The organism is Pseudonocardia sp. GCM10023141, assembly GCF_042653605.1.
Map to the genome: position 1 here is coordinate 1 of NZ_JBHSIR010000028.1, position 23,878 is coordinate 23,878.

At 72.0% G+C, this 23,878-nt stretch carries 23 protein-coding genes and 1 pseudogene; 18 read left to right on the forward strand and 6 right to left on the reverse strand.

Annotated features, from left to right (window positions below):
* Window positions 1-185: 185 nt before the first annotated feature.
* Window positions 186-953, reverse strand: coding sequence for an SDR family NAD(P)-dependent oxidoreductase (locus tag ACFPFQ_RS16920; protein WP_379619781.1), 768 nt, complete (start codon window positions 951-953; stop codon window positions 186-188).
* 36 nt (window positions 954-989) lie between these two features.
* Between ACFPFQ_RS16920 and ACFPFQ_RS16925 the strand changes: the two genes are divergently transcribed.
* From ACFPFQ_RS16925 to ACFPFQ_RS16940, 4 genes are all read left to right on the forward strand, one after another.
* Window positions 990-1,712, forward strand: coding sequence for an enoyl-CoA hydratase-related protein (locus tag ACFPFQ_RS16925; protein ID WP_379619783.1), 723 nt, complete (start codon window positions 990-992; stop codon window positions 1,710-1,712).
* Between the two features lie 52 nt (window positions 1,713-1,764).
* Window positions 1,765-2,445, forward strand: coding sequence for a TetR/AcrR family transcriptional regulator (locus ACFPFQ_RS16930; protein ID WP_379619785.1), 681 nt, complete (start codon window positions 1,765-1,767; stop codon window positions 2,443-2,445).
* A gap of 134 nt (window positions 2,446-2,579) precedes the next feature.
* On the forward strand, window positions 2,580-3,617 hold the full coding sequence (locus ACFPFQ_RS16935; protein ID WP_379619787.1) for an LLM class flavin-dependent oxidoreductase: 1,038 nt from the start codon (window positions 2,580-2,582) through the stop codon (window positions 3,615-3,617).
* A gap of 65 nt (window positions 3,618-3,682) precedes the next feature.
* Window positions 3,683-4,825: an Lrp/AsnC family transcriptional regulator gene (locus tag ACFPFQ_RS16940; protein ID WP_379619789.1), complete on the forward strand. Its 1,143-nt coding sequence runs from the start codon at window positions 3,683-3,685 to the stop codon at window positions 4,823-4,825.
* On the opposite strand, the gene ACFPFQ_RS16945 is transcribed toward ACFPFQ_RS16940, so the two are convergent.
* Window positions 4,735-6,477, reverse strand: coding sequence for an FAD-dependent oxidoreductase (locus ACFPFQ_RS16945; protein ID WP_379619791.1), 1,743 nt, complete (start codon window positions 6,475-6,477; stop codon window positions 4,735-4,737). The two genes, ACFPFQ_RS16940 and ACFPFQ_RS16945, sit on opposite strands and share 91 nt — an antisense overlap.
* Before the next feature lie 10 nt (window positions 6,478-6,487).
* Complete coding sequence (locus tag ACFPFQ_RS16950) at window positions 6,488-7,129, reverse strand: TetR/AcrR family transcriptional regulator (RefSeq protein WP_379619793.1); 642 nt, start codon at window positions 7,127-7,129, stop codon at window positions 6,488-6,490.
* Between the two features lie 135 nt (window positions 7,130-7,264).
* Between ACFPFQ_RS16950 and ACFPFQ_RS16955 the strand changes: the two genes are divergently transcribed.
* Together ACFPFQ_RS16955 and ACFPFQ_RS16960 are read left to right on the forward strand one after the other, a co-directional pair.
* A complete protein-coding gene (locus ACFPFQ_RS16955) occupies window positions 7,265-8,974 on the forward strand; it encodes an acyl-CoA dehydrogenase family protein (RefSeq protein ID WP_379620001.1) in 1,710 nt (569 codons plus the stop codon).
* A 43-nt stretch (window positions 8,975-9,017) separates the two neighbouring features.
* The gene (locus tag ACFPFQ_RS16960; RefSeq protein ID WP_379619795.1) at window positions 9,018-9,941 is read left to right on the forward strand and encodes an oxygenase MpaB family protein; all 924 of its coding nucleotides are present in this window, start codon (window positions 9,018-9,020) and stop codon (window positions 9,939-9,941) included.
* Here the strand turns inward: ACFPFQ_RS16960 and ACFPFQ_RS16965 are convergent, their stop codons facing one another.
* Both ACFPFQ_RS16965 and ACFPFQ_RS16970 read right to left on the reverse strand, forming a co-directional pair.
* Window positions 9,942-10,496 (reverse strand): TetR/AcrR family transcriptional regulator, encoded by a 555-nt coding sequence (locus ACFPFQ_RS16965; RefSeq protein WP_379619797.1) that lies wholly within the window; start codon window positions 10,494-10,496, stop codon window positions 9,942-9,944.
* Window positions 10,497-10,506: 10 nt separating this feature from the next.
* Window positions 10,507-10,833, reverse strand: a complete 327-nt coding sequence (locus ACFPFQ_RS16970) for a DMT family transporter (RefSeq protein WP_379619799.1) — start codon at window positions 10,831-10,833, stop codon at window positions 10,507-10,509.
* Window positions 10,834-11,233: 400 nt separating this feature from the next.
* Between ACFPFQ_RS16970 and ACFPFQ_RS16975 the strand changes: the two are divergent.
* The 8 genes and pseudogenes from ACFPFQ_RS16975 (at window position 11,234) to ACFPFQ_RS17010 (ending at window position 19,383) form a co-directional block, all read left to right on the forward strand.
* Window positions 11,234-12,423 (forward strand): annotated as a pseudogene (locus tag ACFPFQ_RS16975) (LLM class flavin-dependent oxidoreductase).
* Window positions 12,424-12,443: 20 nt separating this feature from the next.
* Complete coding sequence (locus ACFPFQ_RS16980) at window positions 12,444-13,820, forward strand: NtaA/DmoA family FMN-dependent monooxygenase (RefSeq protein ID WP_379619801.1); 1,377 nt, start codon at window positions 12,444-12,446, stop codon at window positions 13,818-13,820.
* Entirely contained in the window at window positions 13,817-14,929 is a 1,113-nt protein-coding gene (locus ACFPFQ_RS16985; protein WP_379619803.1) for an LLM class flavin-dependent oxidoreductase, read from the forward strand. Before ACFPFQ_RS16980 ends, ACFPFQ_RS16985 begins: the two co-directional genes overlap by 4 nt.
* 105 nt (window positions 14,930-15,034) lie before the next feature.
* Window positions 15,035-15,190: a hypothetical protein gene (locus tag ACFPFQ_RS16990; RefSeq protein ID WP_379619805.1), complete on the forward strand. Its 156-nt coding sequence runs from the start codon at window positions 15,035-15,037 to the stop codon at window positions 15,188-15,190.
* A gap of 200 nt (window positions 15,191-15,390) precedes the next feature.
* Window positions 15,391-16,605, forward strand: coding sequence for a PP2C family protein-serine/threonine phosphatase (locus ACFPFQ_RS16995; RefSeq protein WP_379619807.1), 1,215 nt, complete (start codon window positions 15,391-15,393; stop codon window positions 16,603-16,605).
* Window positions 16,605-18,191, forward strand: a complete 1,587-nt coding sequence (locus ACFPFQ_RS17000; protein ID WP_379619809.1) for a sensor histidine kinase — start codon at window positions 16,605-16,607, stop codon at window positions 18,189-18,191. Before ACFPFQ_RS16995 ends, ACFPFQ_RS17000 begins: the two co-directional genes overlap by 1 nt.
* Complete coding sequence (locus ACFPFQ_RS17005) at window positions 18,188-18,679, forward strand: response regulator (protein ID WP_379619811.1); 492 nt, start codon at window positions 18,188-18,190, stop codon at window positions 18,677-18,679. The genes ACFPFQ_RS17000 and ACFPFQ_RS17005 overlap by 4 nt, the downstream gene beginning before the upstream one ends.
* A 2-nt stretch (window positions 18,680-18,681) precedes the next feature.
* Entirely contained in the window at window positions 18,682-19,383 is a 702-nt protein-coding gene (locus tag ACFPFQ_RS17010; RefSeq protein ID WP_379619813.1) for an N-acetylmuramoyl-L-alanine amidase, read from the forward strand.
* Between the two features lie 174 nt (window positions 19,384-19,557).
* Here ACFPFQ_RS17010 and ACFPFQ_RS17015 read toward each other — a convergent pair whose 3' ends face one another.
* Window positions 19,558-20,325, reverse strand: a complete 768-nt coding sequence (locus ACFPFQ_RS17015) for an RNA polymerase subunit sigma-70 (RefSeq protein ID WP_379619816.1) — start codon at window positions 20,323-20,325, stop codon at window positions 19,558-19,560.
* Window positions 20,326-20,550: 225 nt separating this feature from the next.
* On the opposite strand from ACFPFQ_RS17015, the gene ACFPFQ_RS17020 reads away from it, so the two are divergent.
* From ACFPFQ_RS17020 to ACFPFQ_RS17035, 4 genes are read left to right on the forward strand one after another with little or no spacing between them, the layout of a single operon-like run.
* Window positions 20,551-21,597: a hypothetical protein gene (locus ACFPFQ_RS17020; protein WP_379619818.1), complete on the forward strand. Its 1,047-nt coding sequence runs from the start codon at window positions 20,551-20,553 to the stop codon at window positions 21,595-21,597.
* Window positions 21,594-22,784: a sensor histidine kinase gene (locus ACFPFQ_RS17025; RefSeq protein WP_379619820.1), complete on the forward strand. Its 1,191-nt coding sequence runs from the start codon at window positions 21,594-21,596 to the stop codon at window positions 22,782-22,784. Before ACFPFQ_RS17020 ends, ACFPFQ_RS17025 begins: the two co-directional genes overlap by 4 nt.
* A complete protein-coding gene (locus tag ACFPFQ_RS17030) occupies window positions 22,781-23,386 on the forward strand; it encodes a response regulator (RefSeq protein WP_379619822.1) in 606 nt (201 codons plus the stop codon). The genes ACFPFQ_RS17025 and ACFPFQ_RS17030 overlap by 4 nt, the downstream gene beginning before the upstream one ends.
* A gap of 18 nt (window positions 23,387-23,404) precedes the next feature.
* On the forward strand, window positions 23,405-23,872 hold the full coding sequence (locus ACFPFQ_RS17035) for a RidA family protein (protein ID WP_379619824.1): 468 nt from the start codon (window positions 23,405-23,407) through the stop codon (window positions 23,870-23,872).
* Window positions 23,873-23,878 lie beyond the last annotated feature (6 nt).

Here is a 23,878-nt window from a genome sequence, read left to right on the forward strand (position 1 = left end):
GCCACCGCGCCGATGACGAGACGTCGGCGCCGTGGCCACCCGGTTGGCGCCATCGAGCCCGACCCGACCGCGCCAACCAATTGGCCTCCGCGCCGATGTCGAGACGTTGGCGCGGTGGCCATCGGGTTGGCGCCGTGGAGCGCGGACCGACCGCGCCCACGTCGAGACGTTGGCGCGGTGGCCCGTCAGCGCCCCGGCTCCGAGCCCACCGTCAGCAGCTCGCCGCCGTCGATCGGGACCGTCACGCCGGTGATGTAGGCGGCCTGGTCCGACACCAGGAACGCGACGAGGTCGGCCACCTCGTCGGCCACACCGATGCGGCGCTGCGGGTTGATCGGGACGTCGTGCTTCTCGCTCCAGCGCAGGATCGGCTGCACCAGCTCGGTGTCGATCTTGCCGGGTGCCACGCCGACGACCCGGACGCCCTCGCGGGCCCACTCCAGCGCCAGCACCCGGGTCATCATGATCAGCGCCGCCTTGCTGATGTTGTAGGCGACGAGGCCCCGGGACGGGAAGTACGCCGCGGTGCTCGCGTTGTTGACGACCACCCCACCGCCGTCGCCCATCAGCTCCTTGGCCCGGCAGGCCAGGAAGAAGGGTGCCTCGAGGTTGAGGCCCATCGTCGCATCCCAGTCGGCCCAGCTCAGGCGCTCGGCTCGGCTGCCGGCCGGGAGCACGCCGGCGTTGTTGACGAGGATGTCGAGCCCGCCGAACTCCGCGCCGACCCGCTCCGTGAGCGCCTGCAGCGCGTCGCGGTCGTTCATGTCCGCCGGCACGGCCAGCGCGCGCACGCCGAGCTCCCCCAGCTCGACGGCGAGCGCCTCGATGGCCGCCGTGCTGCGCGCCGTCACCACCACGTCGGCGCCGTCGTGGGCCAACCGCCGCGCGATGGCGGCACCGATCCCCCGGCTCGCCCCCGTCACCAGTGCCCGCCGACCGCTCAACGCTCCCATACCATCAACCTAACAGCATATGGTTATGCTGTGCATGTGACGACGGACATCGAGGTGTCGACCGTGGACGGCCCCGACCAGCACGGGGTCGTGACCATCCGGCTCAACCGCCCCGTCAAGCGCAACGCCGTCACCAGCGCGATGTACGCGCAGCTCGCCGATGCGCTGGCCGCCGCCGACCGGGCCGAGGCAGCCGCCGTCGTCCTCACCGGCGCGGGCGGCGCGTTCACCGCCGGCAACGATCTGCGCGACATGGTCGAGAACCCGCCGGTCGGCGACGACCCGCCGCCGGTCCGGTTCCTCGCCGCGCTCACCGCGCTGCGCGCCGTGCTCATCGCGGCCGTCGACGGTCCCGCGGTGGGCGTCGGCACCACCGTCCTGCTGCACTGCGACCTCGTCTACGCCACCGCCGCCAGCACGTTCCGCCTGCCGTTCGTCGAACTCGGGCTGGTGCCGGAGGCCGCCTCGACGCTGCTGCTCCCCCGGTTGGTCGGCCACCAGCGAGCCGCTGAGCTGATGCTGTTCGGGGAGCGCTTCGACGCCGCAGCGGCGCACCGGATGGGCCTGGTCACCGGGGTGGTCGCCGACGCCGGAGAGCTCGATGCCGTTGTCGCGCAACGCACGGAACGGCTGGCCGCGCTGCCGCACGCCGCCCGGTACGCCACGAAGGCGCTGCTGGTGGACGACACCGCAACCACCGTGGCCACCCGGCTCGACCTGGACCGGCGCGTCCTGCAGAGCCTGCTGCCTGCGCGCTGAAACCAGCATCGCTTGGTATTCTGCCCAGCAGTTCACGACGAAGGGCAGCACAGTGGCGCGTCCCAAGGTTCCGCTGATCTCCAAGCGCAAGGCGCTCGAGGTCGCGCTGGACATCATCGACAACGAGGGCATCGACGCGCTCAGCATCCGCAGACTGGCCGAGGGCCTCAAGGTCAACGGCGCGTCGCTGTATCACCACTTCGAGAACAAGGAAGAGATCATCGTCGGCGCCGCGAAGCTCGCGCTCGACGACGTCCGCACGCCGCAGACGCACGACGAGCCGTGGCGGGTGTGGATCCTGCGCAACAACCGCAGCCTGCGCGAGGCCTTCCGCAAGCACCCCGACCTCGTCCCCGTCATGCTGCGGCGCAGGCCACTGCGCATCGGCGAGGCACAGATGGACGCCACGGTCGTGCGGCTCGAGGAGGAGAACGTCCCCACCGGCGCCATCGCCCCCATGCTCGAGGCGCTGGAGCTCTACGCGATCGGCAGCGCCCTGCACGAGGCGGGCGGCGGCGCCAGCGACGAACCGGCCCACGACGCCGAGACGGTCCCCAACCTGGCGCGAGCCTTCGACGAGCGCGCGCTCTCGGCCGACGAGATCTTCGACATGGTCTGCGAGAAGATCATCGACACGGTGGTGCTGAAGACGATCGAGCGCGGCGGTACGCCTGCCACCACCGCAGCACCGGCCCCGACCCGGCGCAGCAGGGCCACGAAGGCGTCGGCCTAGACCTTCGGCGCGGGCACCCACCTCGCACCCCTTCCCGCACGCCGGAAATCAAACAGCGTCAGGATACTGTGGATAAACCAAACAGTGATTGATACTGTCACCCTCGTAGCACGCGACGCAGGGAGGACAGGGCCATGAAGCTGAGCCTGATGACGCTGGGCGACCAGGTCACCGATCCGATCACGGGGGTGCGCGACACCGCGGCGCAGCGCCACCGGGCCATCGTCGAGGCGTCCGTCGTCGCCGACGGGGCCGGCTTCCACGGTGTCCACGTCGGCGAGCACCACGGCCTGGAGTACACGACCTCCGCGCCGCCGGTGATCCTCGCGGCGATCGGCGAGCGCACCCGCAACCTACGCCTGTCCACCGCCGTCACGCTGGCCGCCAACCTCGACCCGATCCGGGCCGCGGAGGACTACGCCACCGTCGACGTCCTGTCCGGTGGCCGCTGCGAGGTCGTGGTCGGCCGCGGCAACTTCTTCGTCTCCACCTACACCCTGTTCGGGCAGCGCATCGAGGACTCCCACGAGCTGTTCCACGATGCCGTCGAGGTGCTCGTGCAGCTGTGGAGCGGCAAGTCGGTGAACTGGCCGGGCTCGGCGCACCGCGCGCCGATCGAGGACTTCGTGCTGCAGCCCCCGCCCGTCGGCGCCGTGCCGCTGTGGATCGGCGGCGGCGCGTCGGAGTCGACGGCCGAGCTCGCCGCCCGGCTCGGCCTGAACCTGATGCTGCCCAGCGCGTTCGGCAACCCGGAGATGTTCAAGCCGGTGGTCGAGACGTACAAGGAGCGCTTCGCCTTCTACGGGCACGGGCGCGAGCCGCAGATCGGCGCCTGCTGGCACGTGAACGTCGGCGCGACGAGCCAGGCCGCCCGCGAGCGCTGGGAGCCGCGCTACCGGGCCTACTTCGAGCTGATGAAGGAGATCATCCCGCGGGTCAACCCCGATCCGCCCGCCTTCATCAAGAAGGCCTTCGACTTCGACTTCCTCACCACCCGCGGCCCGGCGTTCGTCGGCAGCGCGGACGAGGTCGCCGACCGGCTCAACAGCGCGGCGGAGATGCTCAGCACCGACACCAACCTCGTCTACCTGGACATGGGCGGCCAGCCCGAGGGTGAGTTCCGCGACATGGTGGAGCTGATCGGATCGCGGGTCATCCCGCAGCTGCACTGAGTCCCGGCCCCCGAAACACCGGCCCCGGCCCGGTCCCGCAGGACCGCAGGCAGCAGGATGTGGCGGTGTCCAGGCCGCCGCACGACCCGGACGAGCTCGACCTCGCGCTCGTCAACGCGGTCCAGCTCGGGCCGCGCGCCTCGTGGACGACGATCGGCCGGGTGCTCGAGGTGGACGCGGCCACGGCCCTGCGCCGCTGGACGCGCCTGGTCGAGGAGGGCACCGCCTGGCTGACGGCCGATCCCGGCACGCCCCGCGGGGACCGCATGTGGGTGGCGTTCGTCGAGGTCGACTGCGCGCGCGGCCAGGTGGATGCCGCCGCGGCGGTGCTCGCGCTCCATCCCGCGATCGTCTCCGTGCAGATCGTGAGTGGCAGTTGTGACCTGCTCCTCACGGTGTTCATCGCCGACCTCGCAGCGCTGTCCACCGTCCTGATCGAGGCGATCGCCCGCGTTCCCGGCGTCCTCGCGTCCCGGCGTTACCTCGCGACGCAGATCCACCGGGACGGCAGCCGCTGGCAGCGGGGCACGCTCGACGCCGCCCAGCGCCACATGCTGCGCGACACCACCCGCACGACGGCGACCGGCCCGCTGCTGGGCGACGACGAGCTCCGCGCGCTGGTGCACGCACTCGCCCCGGACTGCCGCGCCAGCATCAGCGACCTCTCCGCGCTGCTCGGCGTGAGCCGGGCCACCGCCCGGCGCCGCCTGGAGACCGCGCTCGCGCACCGCCAGCTCGTGATCCGCTGCGACGTCTCCGGCGTGATCTCCGGCGCGCCGCTGGCGGTGGTGCTGCGCGCGGCCGTGCCCCCCGACGAGCTCGTGCCGATCGCCCGGGCCATCGCCGCCCTGCCCGAGACCAGGCTCGCAGCCGGGGTGACCGGTGGACCGTCGAACCTGCTGCTGGCGTTCTGGGTGCGCGACGAGCGCGGCATGCAGCAGGTCGAGGCCACGCTGGCCGGGCGCTTCCCGCAGCTGCGGGTGGCCGATCGGGCCGTCCGCCTGCGCGACGTCAAGCGGATCGGACGGCTCTTCGACGACGCCGAGCAGGCCACGGCCACCACTGTGCTCGATCCCTGGGCGCCGGGCGTCGAGGCCGCCCCACCGTCACCGGCGCCTCATCCGGAGGAGCCGACCAGCCGCAGCTCGGCGGGCGCGCCCGCCGGCACCACCGGTGCGAGCGGCGCGACGGGCGCGAGCCGCTCGTAGCCGGCGCCCTGCTCCGGGCGCCGGTCGCGCTCGCCCTTGTTGGGCCAGAACGACATCGCGCGCTCGGCCTGCGCCGTGATCGTCAGCGACGGGTTGACCCCGAGGTTCGCGGTGATCGCCGAACCGTCCACGATCGAGAGGTTCGGGTAGGAGAAGACGCGGTGGTACGGATCGATCACGCCGTGCTCCGCGTCGAGCCCGATCGCGCAGCCGCCGATGAAGTGCGCGGTCAGCGGGACGTTGAAGATCTCGCCCCACGTGCCGCCCGCAACGCCGCCGATGTGCTCGGCAGCCAGTTCACAGGCGTCGAACCCGGACTTGATGAACGTCGGGTTCGGCTCGCCGTGGCCCTGCTTGGACGTGTAGCGGCGCCCGCCGAACAACCCCTTGCGCGTGTAGGTGGTGATCGAGTTGTCGAGGCTCTGCATCACCAGCAGGATCACGGTGCGCTCGCTCCACCGGTAGGTGCGCAGCATCTGCGCGAACTGGACGGGGTGGCGCGCGAGGTAGCGCAGCACCTGGACCCACCGCGGCACGTCGGCGGCGCCGTCGGTGGCCACGGTCTGCAGCAGGCCCATCGCGTTGCTGCCCTTGCCGTAGCGCACCGGCTCGATGTGCGTGGTCGCGTCGGGGTGGATCGACGAGGTGATCGCAACGCCGCGGGTGAAGTCCTGCGCGGGGTCCACGGTGGTGCGGGCCGCCCCGATGATCGCCTCCGAGTTGGTGCGCGTGAGCTCGCCCAGCCGCGGTGAGAGGCGCGGCAGCGTGCCGGAGTCCCGCATCTCGTGCAGCAGCCGCTGGGTGCCCCAGGTGCCCGCGGCGAGCACGACCCGCCCGGCCGTGATCGTGGTACGCGCCGAGCGGGCGCGGTGACCGGTGCGGCGCAGGTCGACGTCGAAGCCGCCGTCGGGGCGCTGGCGCAGGGCGGTGACCGTGGTGAGCGGGACGACCTTCGCGCCGGCCTGCTCCGCCAGGTGCAGGTAGTTCTTGACCAGCGTGTTCTTCGCTCCGACGCGGCATCCGGTCATGCAGGAGCCGCACTCGGTGCAGCCGGTGCGCGCCGGGCCGGCGCCGCCGAAGAACGGGTCGGGCACTGTCTGCCCGGGATCCCCGAAGTAGACGCCCACCGGCGTCGGGTGGAACGACTCGGGCACGCCCATGTCGGCGGCCACCTTCTGCATCACCTCGTCGGCCGGTGTGATCGACGGGTTGGTGACGACGCCCAGCATCCGGCTCGCCTGGTCGTAGTGCGGCGCGAGCTCGGACTCCCAGTCCGTGATGTGGGCCCACTGCCGGTCGGCGTAGAACGGCGCGAGCGGCTTGTAGAGCGTGTTGGCGTAGACGAGCGACCCGCCGCCGACACCGGCTCCGGCCAGGATCATGACGTCCCTGAGCAGGTGGATGCGCTGGATGCCGAAGCAGCCCATGGCCGGGGCCCACAGGTAGCGGCGCAGGTCCCAGGACGTGGTGGCGAACTCGTCGTCGGCGAAGCGTCGACCGGCCTCGATCACCGCGACCCGGTAGCCCTTCTCGACGAGCCGCAGAGCTGCGACGCTGCCGCCGAAGCCGGACCCGACGACCACCACGTCATAGCCCGTCTCCGGGTCGTTCTGGTCACCGGGAGCGTTGTTACCGGTGAGTTCGGTTGCCATGCGGGGGAGGTTAGCGCGCGAGCCCGGCTGCAGCACGGATCGCGGCGGCGAAGCGATCCGGGCGGTAGCTCTCCGGCTCGTCGAGCACCAGCCGCGCCGCCATCTCGAACAGGGTGACGACGGTGTGCGCCACGATGTCGGGTGCGAGCTCCGCCGGCGCGCCGACGCGGCCCAGGTAGGCGGCCGCCACGTCCTCGGCGCGGCGCAACAGACCCGATCTGGCCTGCTGGCGCGCGGCGTGGAACGCCACGGGCATGTCGGGCATCGGCACGACGATGCAGCGCCAGCGATCCGGCGCCGCGAGCACGGCTTGCAGGAAGCCGTCCAGCACGCCCGCGAGCTGCGCACCCGGCTCGGCACCCGGACGATCGTCGAGGCGCCCCGGCAGCACGGCTGCCAGCTGGTGCAGCGCTGCCTCCTGCTCTCGGCGCAACAGCGCGTCGAGCAGCTCGGCCCGGTTGGCGAACACCCCGTAGACCACCGGCTTGCTGACCCCGACCCGCTCGGCGACGGCATCCATCGTCACGGCGTTGTGCCCGGCGCTGACCACCAGGTGCAGCGCGGCATCGAGCAGCTCCGTGCGGCGCTGGGCCGCGGGCACCCGCGGCGCGTAGGTGCGGCGCCTGCCGTTCGGTCCGGCCACGGTCGTCATCTCGCGCGCTCCTCACGAACCTGCCGGCCCCGATCGGGTCCTGGACAAAGCTACGCTACCGTAGGATATTGCTACCGAGCAGTAACCACGCTCGGCAACCACGCCAACGGAGGCTCCCAGGTGGACGCACGGTCGCTGCTACTCGACCCGAACCGCTACGACCCGCAGCACTTCGACGAGGAGACGCGGCGGGCGCTGCGAGCGGTGATCGACTGGTTCGAGTCGCGGGGCAAGCGCCGCCTGGTCGAGGACTACCACGGGAAGGTCTTCTACGCGGAGTTCCTCGAGTTCGTGGCCAAGGAGGGGCTGTTCGCGACGTTCCTGACCCCGGCCCGCGACGGCGACGGCCACTCCGCCAAGCGCTGGGACACCGCCCGGATCGCCGCGATGTCGGAGATCCTCGCGTTCTACGGCCTGAACTACTGGTACCCGTGGCAGGTCACCGTGCTGGGGCTGGGCCCGGTGTGGCAGAGCGACAACGCGGCCGCCCGGGAGCGGGCCGCCGCAGCGCTCGACGCCGGCGGCGTCGGGGCGTTCGGGCTGTCGGAGAAGGAGCACGGCGCCGACATCTACGCCTCCGACATGGTGCTCACGCCCGACCCGGCAGGCGGCTACACCGCCACGGGCGGCAAGTACTACATCGGCAACGGCAACTGCGCCACCACGGTCTCGGTCTTCGGCCGGATCGCCGGTGTCGAGGGGCCCGACCAGTACGTGTTCTTCTACGCCGACTCCACCCACCCGAACTACCACGTGGTGCGCAACGTCGTGCCGTCGCAGATGTACGTGGCGGAGTTCCGGCTCGAGGACTACCCCGTGGGCGCCGAGGACATCCTGCACACGGGTGAGGCAGCGTTCTCCGCGGCGCTCAACACGGTGAACATCGGCAAGTTCAACCTCTGCTTCGGCGGCATCGGGCTCACCACCCACGCGTTCTACGAGGCCATCACCCACGCGCACAACCGGGTGCTCTACGGCAAGCCCGTCACGGCCTTCCCGCACGTGCGCCGCCAGTTCGTCGACGCCTACGCGCGGCTGGCCGGGATGCGGCTGTTCTCCGACCTGGCCGTGGACTACTTCCGCAGCGCGGGCCCGGAGGACCGCCGGTACCTGCTGTTCAACCCGATCACCAAGATGAAGGTCACCACCGAGGCCGAGACGGTGCTGGCGCTGCTCGGTGAGATCGTGGCGGCCAAGGGCTTCGAGGCCGACAACTACCTGCCCATCGCGAAGATGGACGTCAACGGGCTGCCCAAGCTCGAGGGCACGGTGGCGGTCAACCTCGCGCTGATCGGCAAGTTCATGCCGGCCTACCTGTTCCAGCCGCAGGACTACCCGCCGGTGCCGACGCGCCTCGACGCCGCCGACGACGCGTTCCTCTTCCGGCAGGGCCCCGCCCGCGGGCTGGGCAAGATCCGCTTCCACGACTGGCGTGCCGTCTACGCCCGCCACGCGCACCGCCCGAACGTCGCCGTGTTCACCGAGCAGGCCGAGGCGTTCACGACGCTGCTCACCACCGCCGGACCCGATGCCGCCCAGCTCGGCGACATGGACTTCACCCTCGCGCTGGGCGAGCTGTTCACGCTGATCGTCTACGGCCAGCTGATCCTGGAGCAGGCCGAGATCACGGGCGTCGACGATGCCGTGCTCGCCGCCGTGTTCGACGTGCTGATCCGCGACTTCTCGGAGCAGGCGATCGCGCTGCACGGCAAGCGCAGCTCCACCACCGCGCAGCAGGAGTGGGCGGTGTCGGCGCTGCGCAAGCCGGTCACCGACCAGGCCGCCTTCGACAGCCTCTGGCAGCAGGTCGCCGCACTGTCCGGGGCCTACGCGATGCGGCCCTGATCCCGACCGAGCCCACGAAGCCCGACACGGAGGAGCGCCGACGATGATGCCTCTCGACCCGCCCAGCACCACGCACGACCACGGGTTCTTCGGTCCGGGCTCCCCCACGTGGAAGGTCTGGACGCATCCCACGGCGCTCATCGGCTTCCAGCGCTCGGTGGTGCTCGAGCACTTCGACCCGAACCTGGCCGCCGCCGTTGCGGACATGCGCGGCATCTACACCGACCCGGGCGGGCGCCTGGACCGGACGCTGGCCTACTTCCTCACCGTCGCCGTGGCCGACAGCCGCAGTGCGATCGCGGCGTCGGAGTTCCTGATGCGGGTGCACGCGAAGGCCACCGGCGTGGAGCCGATCAGCGGGCGGCGCTACAGCGCCAACAACCCGGCTTCGCAGCTGTGGATCCACGTCACGGGCTGGCACTCGGTGCTCAAGTGCTACGAGATGTACGGGCCCGGCCCGCTGCCGGCGGCCGAGGAGTCGCGGTACTGGGCGGAGTGCGTCGTCGCGGCGGAGCTGCAGACCTGCAAGCCCGCCGACGTGCCGGCGTCGCGCGCCGAGGTGCGCGAGTACTTCGCGGCGATGCGGCCGACGCTGTGCACGTCCGAGCGCGCGAACGAGGGCATGCACTACCTGCTGCGCACGCCGCGGCGGCCGGGCAACACGAAGTTCTGGGCACTGAGCAGGCTCATGGCGCCCGCGACGATCGCCACCCTGCCGGCGTGGATGGGCGAGCTCGGCGGGTACGCCCAGCCCGCGGCGGTGGGCCGCGCGTACCGGCCCGCCGTGCAGGCCGCCGTCCGCGCCGCGAGCTCACCGCGGGCCGTGCTCGCGGTGCTCGGCGAGCCACTGCCCGCCACCTACCGGATGATGCGACTGCACCTACGGCGCCAGGCCCCGGAGCTCGCCGAGACGGTGACGCCCGCCCAGGCGCGGGAGCGCTACGGGAACCTGATCGCTACCGCCTGATCAGGCCCGACCGAGCAGCCGGGCCAGCACCGCCCGCACGTCGTCGACGCCGGGCGGATCGGGCAGGCACGCGCAGCGCAGGAACAGCCCGTCGATCGCGGCCACCACGGCCAGCCGATCCACGGGATCATCGACGTGGCCCGCGACGAGTGCATCGACGGCCGCCGTCCACCGCACCAGCTCCGCCTGCATGTCCGGGCGGCGGGCCGCGAGCAGGTACAGCTCGTTCTCGGCCAGCATCTGCCCGCGGTCGACGTACTGGCCCGCCACCAATGCGGCGAGTCGCGACACCAGCTCGGCCGGGGGGCCGGCCTCGATCACGTCCAGCCGCTGCAGGTAGTGGTCGTTGCCCGCGGTCAGCGCGGCGACCAGCACGTCGTCGACCGTCGGGAAGTAGTACAGGACGGCGCTGGCGGGCAACCCGGCCTCCAGCGCCACGGCCCGCTGGGTCACGGCCGCGACCCCGTCGCGCCCGATCAGCCGCATCGTCGCGTCGAGCAGGAGCAGGCGGCGCCGCTCCCCCTTGCGCCGTCGCCCGTCCGGCTCGGCGCTCACGAACTGCTCGTCAGCCATGCGCGCCGCCGAGCTCGAGGGCCAGCACCCCGGCGATGACCAGCGCGATGCCACCCAGCTGCACGGGGCTGAGCTGCTCCCCGAAGAGGAACACCCCGACCGCGGCGACGAGCGCCACCCCGACCGCCGCCCAGACCCCGTAGGCGACGCTGATCTGCATGCCCCTGACCAGCGACTGCGACAGCAGCACGAACGCCGCGACGTAGCCCACCACCACGACGATCGAAGGCACCAGCCTGCTGAATCCCGCCGACAGCTTCAGCGCCGTGGTCGCGGCGACCTCCACGAGGATCGCACCGGCCAGGAAGAGCCACGGCATCTCGAGGACCTCTCTCTTCGATATCTCGCCAACAACTGGAGCAAACGCTCAGCTTTCTGGGCTATTCCCGGCCGGGCTGTGCCGTGGTTCACGGTGCCCATCCGGCGGCTCGGCTGGTTACGCTGGAGGTACCGCACGCCCCTGCACGGGAGAGGTCGAGATGCCCGGTCGCCGACGCACGCTCGTCGCACGGCTGTGGCTCGACGGCGTCGGTTCGCCGCCCGGGCACTGTCGGCCGTGACGGTCCGACCGCATCCGTTCGCCGCACGCAGCCGCTGACAACACGTCTCAGCATCCGGCCCCGGGTCGCCCGGGACACCTCCGCACCACCATCCGACGCACGGCATTCCGACCGCGCCGGCACCGCCATGCCCGGCAGCGGCTGTGAAGGAGATCCACCATGGCTGACCCCCTCCACCTCGCTGTCGCACTCGACGGCACCGGCTGGCATCCCGCCGCGTGGCGGGAGCCCACCGCACGGCCGAAGGAGCTCCTCACCGCCGGCTACTGGGCCGATCTCGTGGCGGAGGCCGAGCGCGGGCTGCTCGACTTCGTGACGATCGAGGATGCGCTCGGCCTCCAGTCCGCGCAGTTCACCGAGCCCGACCGGCGCACCGACCAGGTTCGCGGCCGCCTCGACGCCGTGCTGGTCGCGGCCCGCGTCGCCCCGCTGACGCGGCACATCGGGATCGTCCCCACCGCGGTCACCACGCACACCGAGCCCTTCCACCTCTCCAAGGCCATCGCCAGCCTCGACTTCGTCAGCACCGGGCGGGCCGGCGTGCAGGTGCGCGTCGCAGGCCGGCCCGACGACGCCGCGCTGTTCGGGCGCCGCACCATCGAGCCGGTCCGCATCGCCGACATCGACGACGACGCCGGTCCGATCGCGGACCTGTTCGACGAGGCGGCCGACTACGTCGAGGTGATCCGCAGGCTCTGGGACAGCTGGGAGGACGGCGCGGAGATCCGCGACGCCAGCACCGGCCGCTTCGTCGACCGCGACAAGCTGCACTACATCGACTTCGCGGGGAAGTACTTCTCGGTGCGCGGCCCGTCGATCACGCCGCGGTCGCCGCAGGGCCAGCCGATCGTGAGCGCGCTGGCGCACCGGACCGTTGCGTACCGGCTGGTGGGGCGCAGCGCCGACGTCGGCTTCGTGACGCCGCACGACGTGGCGAGCGGGCGGGCCGCCGTCACCGAGATCCGCGCCGAGCAGGCCGGCGCCGGGCGGGCCGACGAGCCGGTGCACGTGCTGGGCGACGTCGTTGTCGTGCTCGACGACAGCGCGGCGGCCGCGCAGGACCGGCTCGGTCACCTCGACGCGCTCGCCGGCGCACCGTTCACCAGCGACGCGCACGTGTTCACCGGCACCCCGCCGGGCTGGCCGACCTGCTGCAGGAATGGCAGGCCACGGGCCTGTCCGGGTTCCGGTTGCGGCCTGCCGTCATCGGGCACGACCTGGAGCAGATCACCCGGGGCCTGGTGCCGGAGCTGCAACGGCGTGGGGCCTTCCGCACCGCGTACGCGGCCGACTCGCTGCGCGGGCACCTCGGCCTCGACCGCCCCGCCAACCGCTACGCAGCCGTCTGACCACGGGAAGGACGAGAACCATGAGCAACAAGCCGAAGAAGCAGATCCATCTCGCCGCGCACTTCCCCGGCGTCAACAACACCACCGTGTGGAGCGATCCGGCGGCAGGCAGCCAGATCGACTTCCGGTCGTTCGTGCACATGGCCCAGACCGCCGAGCGCGCGAAGTTCGACTTCCTCTTCCTGGCGGAGGGGCTGCGGCTGCGTGAGCAGAACGGCGTGATCTACGACCTCGACGTGGTCGGGCGGCCCGACACGTTCACCATCCTGGCGGCCGTCGCCGCCGTCACCGAGCGGCTGGGGCTCGCCGGCACGATCAACTCCACCTTCAACGAGCCCTACGAGGTCGCCCGCCAGTTCGCCTCGCTCGACCACCTCTCGGCCGGACGGGCGGCCTGGAACGTCGTGACGTCGTGGGACGAGTTCACGGGCGAGAACTTCCGGCGCGGCGGGTTCCTGCCCCAGGACAAGCGCTACCTGCGCGCGAAGGAGTTCCTCGACGCGACGTTCACGCTCTTCGACTCCTGGCGCGGCGACGAGATCGTCGCGGACCAGGAGTCGGGCACGTTCCTCGCCGATCCCGACGCCGGGCGCTTCGACGTCCACGTCGACCAGTTCGACATCACCGGACGCTTCTCGGTGCCGCGCAGCCCGCAGGGCCGTCCGGTCATCCTGCAGGCGGGCGACTCCGAGGAGGGCCGCGAGTTCGCGGCCGCCCAGGCCGACGCGATCTTCACCCGGCACGGCACCCTGGCGGCCGGCCAGGCCTTCTACGCCGACGTCAAGAGCCGGCTGGCGAGGTACGGGCGGCGCCACGACCAGCTCAAGATCATGCCGGCCGTCACGTTCGTGCTCGGCGACACCGACGCCGACGCCCACGAGAAGGCCGACGTCATCCGCCACCAGCAGGTCAGCGGCCAGACCGCGATCAAGTTCCTCGAACAGCTGTGGAACCGCGACCTGTCGGCCTACGACCCCGACGGCCCGCTCCCGGAGGTCGACCCGCTCGTCGGGGAGCACACCGTCGCCCGCGGCCGCGCCAGCGTGCGGATGCACCGCGACCCGCTCGCCACCGCGAAGGAGTGGCGCGAGCTCGCCGACGCCAAGAACCTCTCGATCCGCGAACTGATGGTGCAGGTCACGGCGCGCCAGTCGTTCATCGGCACCCCGGAGAAGGTCGCCGCGGCGCTCGACGAGTTCGTGCAGACCGACGCCAGCGACGGGTTCGTGCTCGCCCCGCACATCACCCCGGGCGGCATCGACGACTTCGCCGACCAGGTGGTGCCGCTCCTGCAGGAGCGCGGGGTGTTCCGCACGGGGTACGAGGGCACCACCCTGCGCCACCACCTCGGCCTCGACGATCCCCACGTCGAGATCCCGAACGGAGACCCGGCATGAGGTTCCAGGTCCTCGACATCGTCCCGCACTCGCCGCACCCGGTCACCGGCGAGCTGATCTCCGTGCACGAGCGCCTCGAGCGGGTCGTCGCCAACGCGGTGCTGGCCGAGCGGCTCGGTTTCGACTCCTACGCCGTGGGTGAGCGCCACGCCGGCGAGTTCGTGTCGTCGGCGCCGACCGTGCTGCTCGGCGCGCTGGCGAACGCGACGGAGCGGATCCTGCTGAGCACCGGGGTCACCGTGCTGTCGCTGCACGACCCGGTCCGCGTCGCGGAGGACTACGCCACGGTCGACCAGCTCTCCGGCGGGCGGCTGGAGATCGTGATCGGCAAGGGCAACGAGGACAAGCACTTCCCGCTGTTCGGGCTCGACATCTCCAAGCAGTACGAGTACCTCACCGAGAACTACGAGCTGCTGCGCGCGCTGCTGCGCGGCGAGAACGTCTCGTGGACGGGCACGCACCACAGCGACCTCGACGCCGTGACGACGTTCCCGCGCCCGTTCGACGGCCCGTTCCGGATCTGGCACGGCTCGGCGACCTCCACCGCGGCCGTCGACCTCGCCGCGAGGTGGGGCGACCCGATCTTCACGGCCAACGCGCTGCAGCCCCGCGAGAACTACCTCGTGCTCATCGACCGCTACCGCGAGCAGCTCGCGGCGCACGGGCACGACCCGAGCGTCGGCTACGTCGGCTCCGGGTCGGGCGGGCTGTTCCTCGCCGACACCGACGAGCAGGCGATCGCGCAGTACCGACCGCTCTATGAGGGCATGGCCGCGAGGATGCGGGCGATGCACGCCGGCGACAACCGGGTGGGCAAGGCCACCTCGTTCGCGACGATCGAGGAAGCGGTGGCCCACGGTCCTGCGCTGGTGGGCACGCCCGAGCGGGTTGCGGCGAAGATCCTCGACTACCACAAGGCCTACCGCCACGACGTCCAGTCGGTGTCGGTGAACCCGGCGCTGCCCTACGAGCAGCAGCAGGAGGTGCTCACGCGGTTCGCCCGGGAGGTGGCGCCGCTGGTGCGCCGGGAGGCCACCACCACGCTGTGGAGTCCGCAGGATCCCGGGCGCGCCCGCGGGTTCACCGCAGCAGCGGGGGATCTCGGCTAGGAACGCGGCGGCACGCCACTCGAATGGCCCGCTTCGGGACCGACTCCACCGGGCATTCCCCGGTTGTCGACCTGATCCCGGGTCAGAGTGGAAAGTGGTGTTGTCATGGGACTGATCATCGGTCTGCTGGTGCTGTGGGTCGTGCTCGCCGTCGTCGGGTTCGCGGTGAAGTCGTTGCTGTGGCTGGCCATCGTCGGCATCATCCTGTTCGTGGCCACCGGCATCATCGGTGCCGTGCGCCGCCGTGGTGTCACCCGCTGATCATCGGCTGCGGTGATCACCAGCTGCACTGATCACCGGCTGCACTGACCGCCGGATGCACTGATCGTCCGAACGGCCGAACCCGGCCGGTCGGGCGGTCGTCCGGCGCGCAGGACGATCAGCGCGCACTAGGCTTCGCCGATGCTGATCAGCACGACCCCGCAGACCTGCGGGGCGCACCGGGTGGGCGGCGTAGCCGGATGAGCGCCCCGGTAGCGGGAGCCGACGGCATCGCCGCGACACCACTGCGCATCCTGCTGGTGGAGGACGACGAGGGCGACGCACTGCTGGTGCGCGAGCTGCTGGCCGACGCCGACAGTTCGCTCGTCGTGACGCGGGCCCGCACGCTGCGCGAAGCCGAGCAGCTCACCGGCGCGCAGATCGACTGCGTGGTACTCGATCTCGCGCTGCCCGACAGCACGGGCCTCGACGGGCTCACCCGCCTGCAGCGCAGCGGCGCGGGCGCGGTGGTGGTGCTGACCGGTATGGCCGACCGGGCGCAGGGGTTGGCCGCCGTGGCGGCGGGCGCGCAGGACTACCTGCTCAAGGACCACGTCGACGGCGCCACGTTGGAACGCGCGCTGCGCTACGCCGTGCACCGCCACCATGCCGACCAGGTGGCGCGGGAGCTGGCGCAGGTCAAGCTGCTCGCCGCGGAGAACGCGCGGCTCAGCCGCGGGTTGCTGCCGGCGCCCCTGCTGACCGACCCGGCCGTCGGCTACGGCGCCCGGTACCTCCCCGGCGGTGGCCGGCTGCTGCTGGGCGGCGACTTCTACGACGTCGTCCAGACCCCCGACGACGCGGTGTGGGTGCTGATCGGTGACGTCTGCGGCCACGGCCCGGACGAGGCGGCGCTGGGTGTGGCGCTGCGGATCGCCTGGCGCACGCTCGTGCTCAGCGGCAATCCCGCGGGCAACATCCTGCCCACGCTGCAGCAACTGCTGATCCACGAACGCCACCAGCCCTACCTGTTCGCCACGGCGGCGATGATGCGCATCTCCCCGGACCGGGCCACGGCGCAGCTGTGGTCGGCCGGGCACCCGGCGCCGCTGCTGCGGATCGGGAGCGGGTCGTGGCGCGACGAGGTGATCGAGCACCAGCTGCCACTGGGGTTGGCGCCCGATCACGTCTGGACGGCCCAGCAGATCGCGCTCGGCCCGCGGTGGGGGCTGCTGCTCTACACCGACGGCCTCATCGAGGGCCGCGCGGCGCCGCATGCCGACGCGCTCTGGGTGGACGGTCTGGTCACGCTGTTGCGGTCGCTGACGGTGCCCGGACCGGACGCGGACCCCGCCCGCATGGTGAGCGCGCTCGTCGAGGCCGTCCAGCGCAGTGCCCCCGGCCACAACGACGACATCGCCGCCGTCATGCTCGCCTATCCGGCCCTCCCGAAGCCCCTTGCCGGGTCCGCCTGATGGCCGCCGGAGCGGCGGCGGCTCCGCCGTTGCGCCGCATGCTGCGCCGGATCGGGATCGTCAGCGTCCTGGTCACGGCGCTGGCGACGGTGGCGGGCGGCCTCGCGCTGGCCCAGCTGTCGTCGGCGCGGGCGACCGTGCTCGACCAGCTCGACCCGGCGTTGAGCTCCGCGCAGACCCTCGGGTCGGCGATGCTCAACCAGGAGACCGGTGTGCGCGGCTACATCGCCACCGGGGCCCGCGACTTCCTCGACCCCTACCAGCGGGGACGCCAGCAGGAGGTGCAGGCGGTCGCCGACCTGCGCGGGTTCACGGTCATCCCCGAGGTCCCGCAGCTCGCCTCCCAGCTCGCCGACGTCGTCGCGCGAGCGCAGGCCTGGCGCGTCGACTACGCCGAGCCCAGCATCACCGCGGTCACCGGCGACGGCGCGCGTCCCCGGCCCGTCGACGAGGCACTCGGCAAGTCGCGCTTCGACGCCGTGCGCACCGCTCTCTCCAACCAGCTCACCGGGCTGCGCCAGGCCCGGGACCTGGCGCGCTCGCGCGTCGACGCCGCCGCCAACACGCTGCTCGTGATCTCCATCGCGATCGCCGTCGCCACGGTCGCCCTGCTCGCCGTGCTGGCACTCTGGGCCCGCCGCGCCATCCTCGCGCCCATCGACGCCCTCGCCGCGCAGGTGCGGTCGGTGGCGGCCGGCAGCTTCGGCAGCCCGGTGACCGGTGGCGGGCCCCGCGAGCTGTTCGCGCTGGCCGGGGACGTCGACAGCATGCGAGCGCACATCCTCGATGAGCTCACCACCGTCCAGGAGCTCAACACCCGCCTGGACGCGCTCAACCACGAGCTCGAGTCCCAGGCCGCCGAGCTGGAGCGTTCGAACTCCGATCTCGAGCAGTTCGCCTACGTCGCGAGCCACGACCTGCAGGAGCCGCTGCGCAAGGTCGCGGGGTTCTGCGAGCTGCTGTCGCGGCGCTACAGCGGGCAGCTCGACGAGCGCGCCGACCAGTACATCCACTTCGCGGTCGACGGTGCGCAGCGGATGAGCGGGCTGATCAACGATCTGCTCGCCTTCTCCCGGGTCGGTCGCAGCTCGACGGTCGCCACCTGGCGGGCGCAGTCCGCCGAGCAGTTGCTCGACCACGCGGTGCGCAACCTCGGCGCGACGGCAGCCGCCGCGGTCACCCACGGGCCGTTGCCCACCGTCACCGGCGAGGCGTCGCTGCTCACCGCGGTGTTCCAGAACCTCGTCGGCAACGCCGTCAAGTTCCACGGCGACGACCCGCCGCGGGTGCGCGTGAGCGCGGAGCGCGACGGCGACTCCTGGACGTTCCGCGTCAGCGACAACGGCATCGGGATCGACCCCTCCTACGCCGACCGGATCTTCGTGATCTTCCAGCGCCTGCACCCCAAGGACGCTTACGCTGGCACCGGGATCGGGCTGGCGCTCAGCCGCAAGATCATCGAGTTCCATGGAGGCAGGATGTGGCTCGACGTGAACACCACCGCGGGCACCACGTTCTGCTTCACCCTGCCGGCCTCCCCGAGCGGCGTCCCGCAAGCAAGCGAGAAGGAACCGGCCCAGCGATGACCGAGAGCCACGTCCCCCGACCCGACGTCGCACGGGAGTCGGCCTTCGCCGAGTCCGGGCAGGACCGGATCCCGATCCTGCTCGTGGAGGACGACGCCGGCGATGTCCTCATGACGCAGGAGGCGTTCGAGCACCACCGCATCCCCAACCCGCTGCACGTGGTGGGCGACGGCGCGGAGGCGCTGCGGTTCCTGCGCAGGGAGGGTGAGCACGCCACCGCCGCCCGGCCGGGGATGATCCTGCTGGACCTCAACCTGCCCAAGGTCAACGGGCGCGAGGTGCTGGCCACCATCAAGACCGACGAGGACCTCAGCACCATCCCCGTCGTCGTCCTCACCACCTCCGCGGCCGAGGAGGACGTGGAGCGCAGCTACAAGCTCCACGCCAACGCCTTCGTCACCAAGCCCGTCGATCTCACCCGATTCATGGACGTCATCCGCCAGATCGACGAGTTCTTCGTGACCGTGGCCCGGCTGCCCGTCTCCTGAGCATGACCCGACGCAGCGCGATGGCCGGCGCACCGGCCACCGAGGGGTTCCCCACCCCCGGCGACCAGGTTGTGGACGTGGCGTACCTGAGCCGGGCCGGCTGGGGCGCCGACGAGTCGCTGCGCTGTGGCCCGGACGGCGCGGAGCACTACCCCGAGGCGTACTTCCCGGTGCAGGCCCTCACGGTGCACCACACCGTCACCGCCAACGACGACCCCGATCCGGCGGCCACCATGCGTGCGATCTACGCCTTCCACACGCTCACCCAGGACTTCGGCGACGTGGGCTACCACCTGCTCATCGACCGGTTCGGAACCGTCCACGAAGGACGCTGGTCGGGCGCCGACGGCATTCCCGTGTTCGGCGGACCGGCAGGCCCTGTTCCGAGGATGGGAAACGCCGCGCACGTCGGCGGCTTCAACGCCGGCAACATCGGCATCGCGTTCCTCGGCGATCTCACGGCCACCGCACCGACCCCGGCGGCGCGTCAGGCGATGGTCACCGTGCTCGCCGCGCTGGCGCGCGCCACCGGCATCGACCCACTCGCGCAGGTCACCTACGTGAACCCGCTCAGCGGCGCCACCGCGCAGGTCCCGGCGATCTCCGGCCACCGGGACCGGCTGCCCACCCAGTGCCCCGGCGACGCCTGCTACTCGATCCTTCCCGCGTTGCGGGCCGACGTCGCCGCGCTCGTGCACCGGTGATGCGGTGAACCCGCCGAGGTAACGGTGACACCACAGATCGTGACTTCTTCAACGCGGCGTGTGGTGTCCCCTCCACCGCACGCTCGGTCGGGGCTCGCCCCGATCGGCGACAGCGCCCACCCCTGCCAGGGCGGGCGCTGTCGCGCGTCCCTCCTGCTCCCCACTCCCCCACTGTCACGCCGCCCACCGGATCCCCGCACCCGGACCGTCGTCGGTCAGCAGTGCCACCAGCGCCGCGACGTCACCGACGGCGAACGCCTGCAGGTAGCGCTCCAGCGTCTCCTGCGTTGCCCGGTCGCGTGGTGCGCACGTCGCGGTCTGCGGCCGGTCCGCCACGAAACGGGAACCGGCCAGCGTGGCCCTCGCCCGCTGCAGCGCGCTGTTCACGGCCACCGCGGAGGCCCCCAGCAGCGTGGCGACCTCGGCGGCACGGAACCCCAGCACGTCGCGCAGTACGAGCACCGACCACTGCCGGCGCGGTAGCACGGCCATCGCACCGTGCAGCGCCTCCCGCAGCTCGGCACCGTCGACCGCACGGATCGCCGGGTCCTCGTCCGGCGCGCAGGGGTGGACGTCGCCGGGACCCGCGTCCGCTGCGTCGCTCTTCCCGAACCCGATCGGCAGCGGCCGTCGCACCCGACGGCGCAGCGCTGTGAAGCAGGCGTTCGTGGCGATCGTGTAGAGCCACGTGCGGAGCGACGCGCGGTTCTCGTAACGACCTCGTGCGCGCCACGCGCGCAACATCGTCTCCTGCACGACGTCCTCCGCCTCGTGCATCGAGCCGAGCAGCCGGAAGCAGTGCCGCATCAGCTCAGGGCGGTAGGGGCCGGCCAACGCCGCGAAGTCCCCCGCGACGTCCTCGTGGTGGGATGCGGTGGTGGTACTCGGTTTCGGCCCGGAATATGTCGGCACCGAAGTTGTCAGCACAGAAAATGTCGGCACAGGAGCTCCTCGATCTCGTCGGACCCAGCCTCACGGAGTCGGCCCCGCCGGGGCAGATGCCGATGTCACAGACCGCATGGCGCGATCGTCATCGCCAGGTTGTGACATCGGCATCTACTCCGGACGCGCCGGTTCGGACAGGCTCGGCAGGTGGCTCTTGCGCTCCGAGCGGTCCGGACCGAACCATGTCCCGTCCGGGTTCGGTATCGATCAGGTGGGAGGGTGATGGCGCCGCCGCACGGGCTGCTGGCACGGCCGGCCTCGTTCGCACGGTGGGCCGGGGCGGGCGCGATCACCGCGAGCGTCGCGCTGCCGCTCAACGAGGTGGCCCGCATCGCGTCGAACAGCTTCGGCGGTCTCGCCACCACCAGCGCGCGCGACGGGATCGTCGCGCTCGTCGCCACCGCCGCCTACCTGCCGCTGCACCTGCGGCACGTGGCCCACGGCCTGCGCGGCACCCGCCATGCGAGTGACCGCTGGACGTTGGCGGCCATGACGGTGGTCATCGCCTGCGCGCTGCCGTTGCTCGGGCTCGCCTGGTCCGCGGCGCTGTCGTCGCTGGCCATCTCCGTGCTGGTGCTGGTGCGTCCGCCGATGTCGCTCCTGGTCACGGGGTTCCTGATCGCCCTGCCCGCCCTCATCGTCGTCGGGTTCGGCCATCCCGTGCGAGACCTCTACTTCGTCACGGTCGTCGCCTTCCGGACGTCCACGGTCTTCGTGCTGGTCTGGCTGGTCGGAGCCATCGGCCGCCTGGAAGCCGCCCGCGCCGCGCTCGCGGAGCAGGCCGTCGACCGGGAGCGGCTACGCATCGCCGCGGAGCTGCGCCGCGCGCTCGGGGGCACGCTCGAGGACATCATCACGGCCGGTGACCGGCTGGCTCCGCTGGCCGAGCGCGACCCGGGCGCCACCGGCGCCGGGCTCGACGAGCTGGTGGGCCGGACGCGGCGCACGCTGGCCGACACCCGGCGGCTGGTCACGAGCTATCGCCGGGCCTCGCTGCGCGCCGAGCTGGAGACGGTCCGGCTGCTGCTGGACGCGGCCGGCATCGCCTCGCAGGTGGTGATCCCGCCGTCCGGGATGCCCGACATGCTCACCACCGTCGAGCGCGTCCGGCTGCAGTCCATGATGGCCGCGCTGCTGCGCGACGAGTCCGCGCGGTCCTGCGTCCTCACCGTGGTCGTCACCGCGGCCGGGGAGGTCCGCGTCGACCTCACCGCCGACGCGGGGACCGCCGACACCGGACGCCCGGCGACCGAGCCGGGTGCGGCATGACGCCGCGGGGGGCCGGCATCGTCGGGCGGCCGCTGTGGACGCTGCGCCGAGCCCGGCTGGCGCTGTTCCTGCTGCACCTGCCCCCGCTGGCGGTCAGCCCCGTCCTGATCCTGTTCGGGCTGGGCGTCTCCGGAACCGCCGCGCTGTCCTGGGAGTCCGCGCTGCCCGTCCTACCGGCCGTCGCGATCATGGGAGTGCAGCTGCGACACAGCTTCGCCGCGGCGCGCGGGCAGCGACCCCGCTGGTGGGGCGCCACGTTCGCGCTGCTCGTCGGGCTGGTCACGGTGCCGATGCTCTGGTTGGCCTCGGACTGGCTGTTCATGTGGATCTTCCTCGTCGCGTCGGCCCTGATGCTGCTACCCGCCTGGGTCGGGCTGGTCGGGTGGCTCGCCATGATCGTGCAGGAGGTCCACGTCGAAACCGTCGTCACTCCGGCGTTGGACGCACCCGGCGGCGCCGGCACCTTCGGCATCGTCGAGAGCGTCGTCTACGGCGTGCTGCTCTTCACGGTCGCCATCGCCGCCCTCTACGGCTCCACGCAGCTCATCCGCATGATCAGCGAGCTCTACGCGGGGCGAGCGGAGATCGCCGAGCTCTCGGTCACCGCCGAGCGGCTGCGCATCGCGCGCGACCTGCACGACCTGCTCGGCCAGAGCCTCTCGGCCGTGTCGCTCAAGGGCGATCTCGCCACCGCACTGCTCAGCCGCGATCCGGCCGCGGCGCGCGCCGAGATCGAGAGCCTCACCGTCACCGCCCGCACGGCGCTGCGCGACGTCCGTGCGGTCGCCACCACACCGGACGCGATGAACCTGACCTCCGAGCTCGACGGGTCGGCCGCGCTGCTGGCCGCGGCCGGCATCGACGTCACCGTCGACGTGGCGATCGACGGCATCGCGGCACCGGTCCGCGAGGCGCTCGGCTGGGTCGTCCGGGAGGGCGTCACCAACATCGTGCGGCACAGCGAGGCCCAGCGGGTCACCATCAGCGGGCGCCGGGAGGGCAACCGGGTTCGCCTCACGCTGCTCAACGACGGCGCCGGGCCCGGGTGGTCACCCGGCAACGGCATCGACGGCCTGCGCGCTCGCGCAGGCGCGCTCGGCGGATCGCTGCACGCGCAGCGCCGAGACGACGGGTGGTTCGTACTGAGCGCCGACGTTCCCATCGCCCCGCAGGAGGACGCACGATGATCCGGGTGCTCATCGCCGAGGACATGCACATGATCCGCGGCGCGCTGGTGGCACTGCTCTCGCTGGAGGACGACATGGTGGTGGTGGCCGAACTCGACCGCGGCGATCGGATCCTGCCCGTCGCGCTCGAGACCCGCCCCGACGTCGCCCTGCTGGACATCGACCTGCCCGGGATGGACGGGCTCGCGGCGGCCGCCGCGCTGCACGAGCAGCTGCCCGGCTGCCGGACGCTCGTCCTCACCGGGCACAGCCAGCCCGGCAACCTGTTGCGCGCGCTGCACGCCCACGTCCGCGGGTTCCTCGTGAAGGACGCACCGGCGAAGGCGCTCGCCGCCGCCGTGCGCCGGGTGATGGCCGGGGAGCGGGTGATCGACCCCGATCTGCTCGCCGCCGCGGTGGAGACGGGCAGCAGCCCGCTCACCGATCGTGAGACCGAGGTGCTGCGCGCGGCCGCAGACGGACATTCCACGGACCTGATCGGGAGCAGGCTGGCGCTCGCGCCGACCACCGTGCGCAACTACCTGTCCAACGCCATCGCCAAGACCGGCGGGCAGAATCGCATCGATGCCATCCGCATCGCCGAGCGCGCCGGCTGGCTCTGATACGACGGAGGGACCCCCATGACCGGATCGACCCCGGAGCAGGCGCTCGAGGCACTCGGCCTCGTGCTCCCCGAGCCCTTCCCCCCGGCGGCGTCCTACGTGGCGGTGCGGGTCGACGGGTCGGTCGCCCATGTCTCCGGGCACGGTCCCATGCGCGACGGGCAGGCGGTGTTCACCGGCAGGCTCGGTGCCGGGCTGGACGTCGCAACCGGTCAGCAGGCGGCCGAGCTGACCATGCTGAACGTGCTCGCCTCGCTCAAGGCCGAGCTCGGCGAGCTGAGCCGGGTCACCGGCTTCCTCAAGCTCCTGGTACTGGTCAACGCCGCTCCCGAGTTCCAGCTGCACCACCTCGTCGCCAACGGTGCGAGCGATCTCGTCCTGCGCCTCTACGGCCCCGCCGCCGTACACGCCCGCTCGGCGATCGGCGTGGCGTCGCTGCCGATGGGGATCGCCACCGAGATCGAGGCCGTCGTCCGGATCGACTGAGCTCGC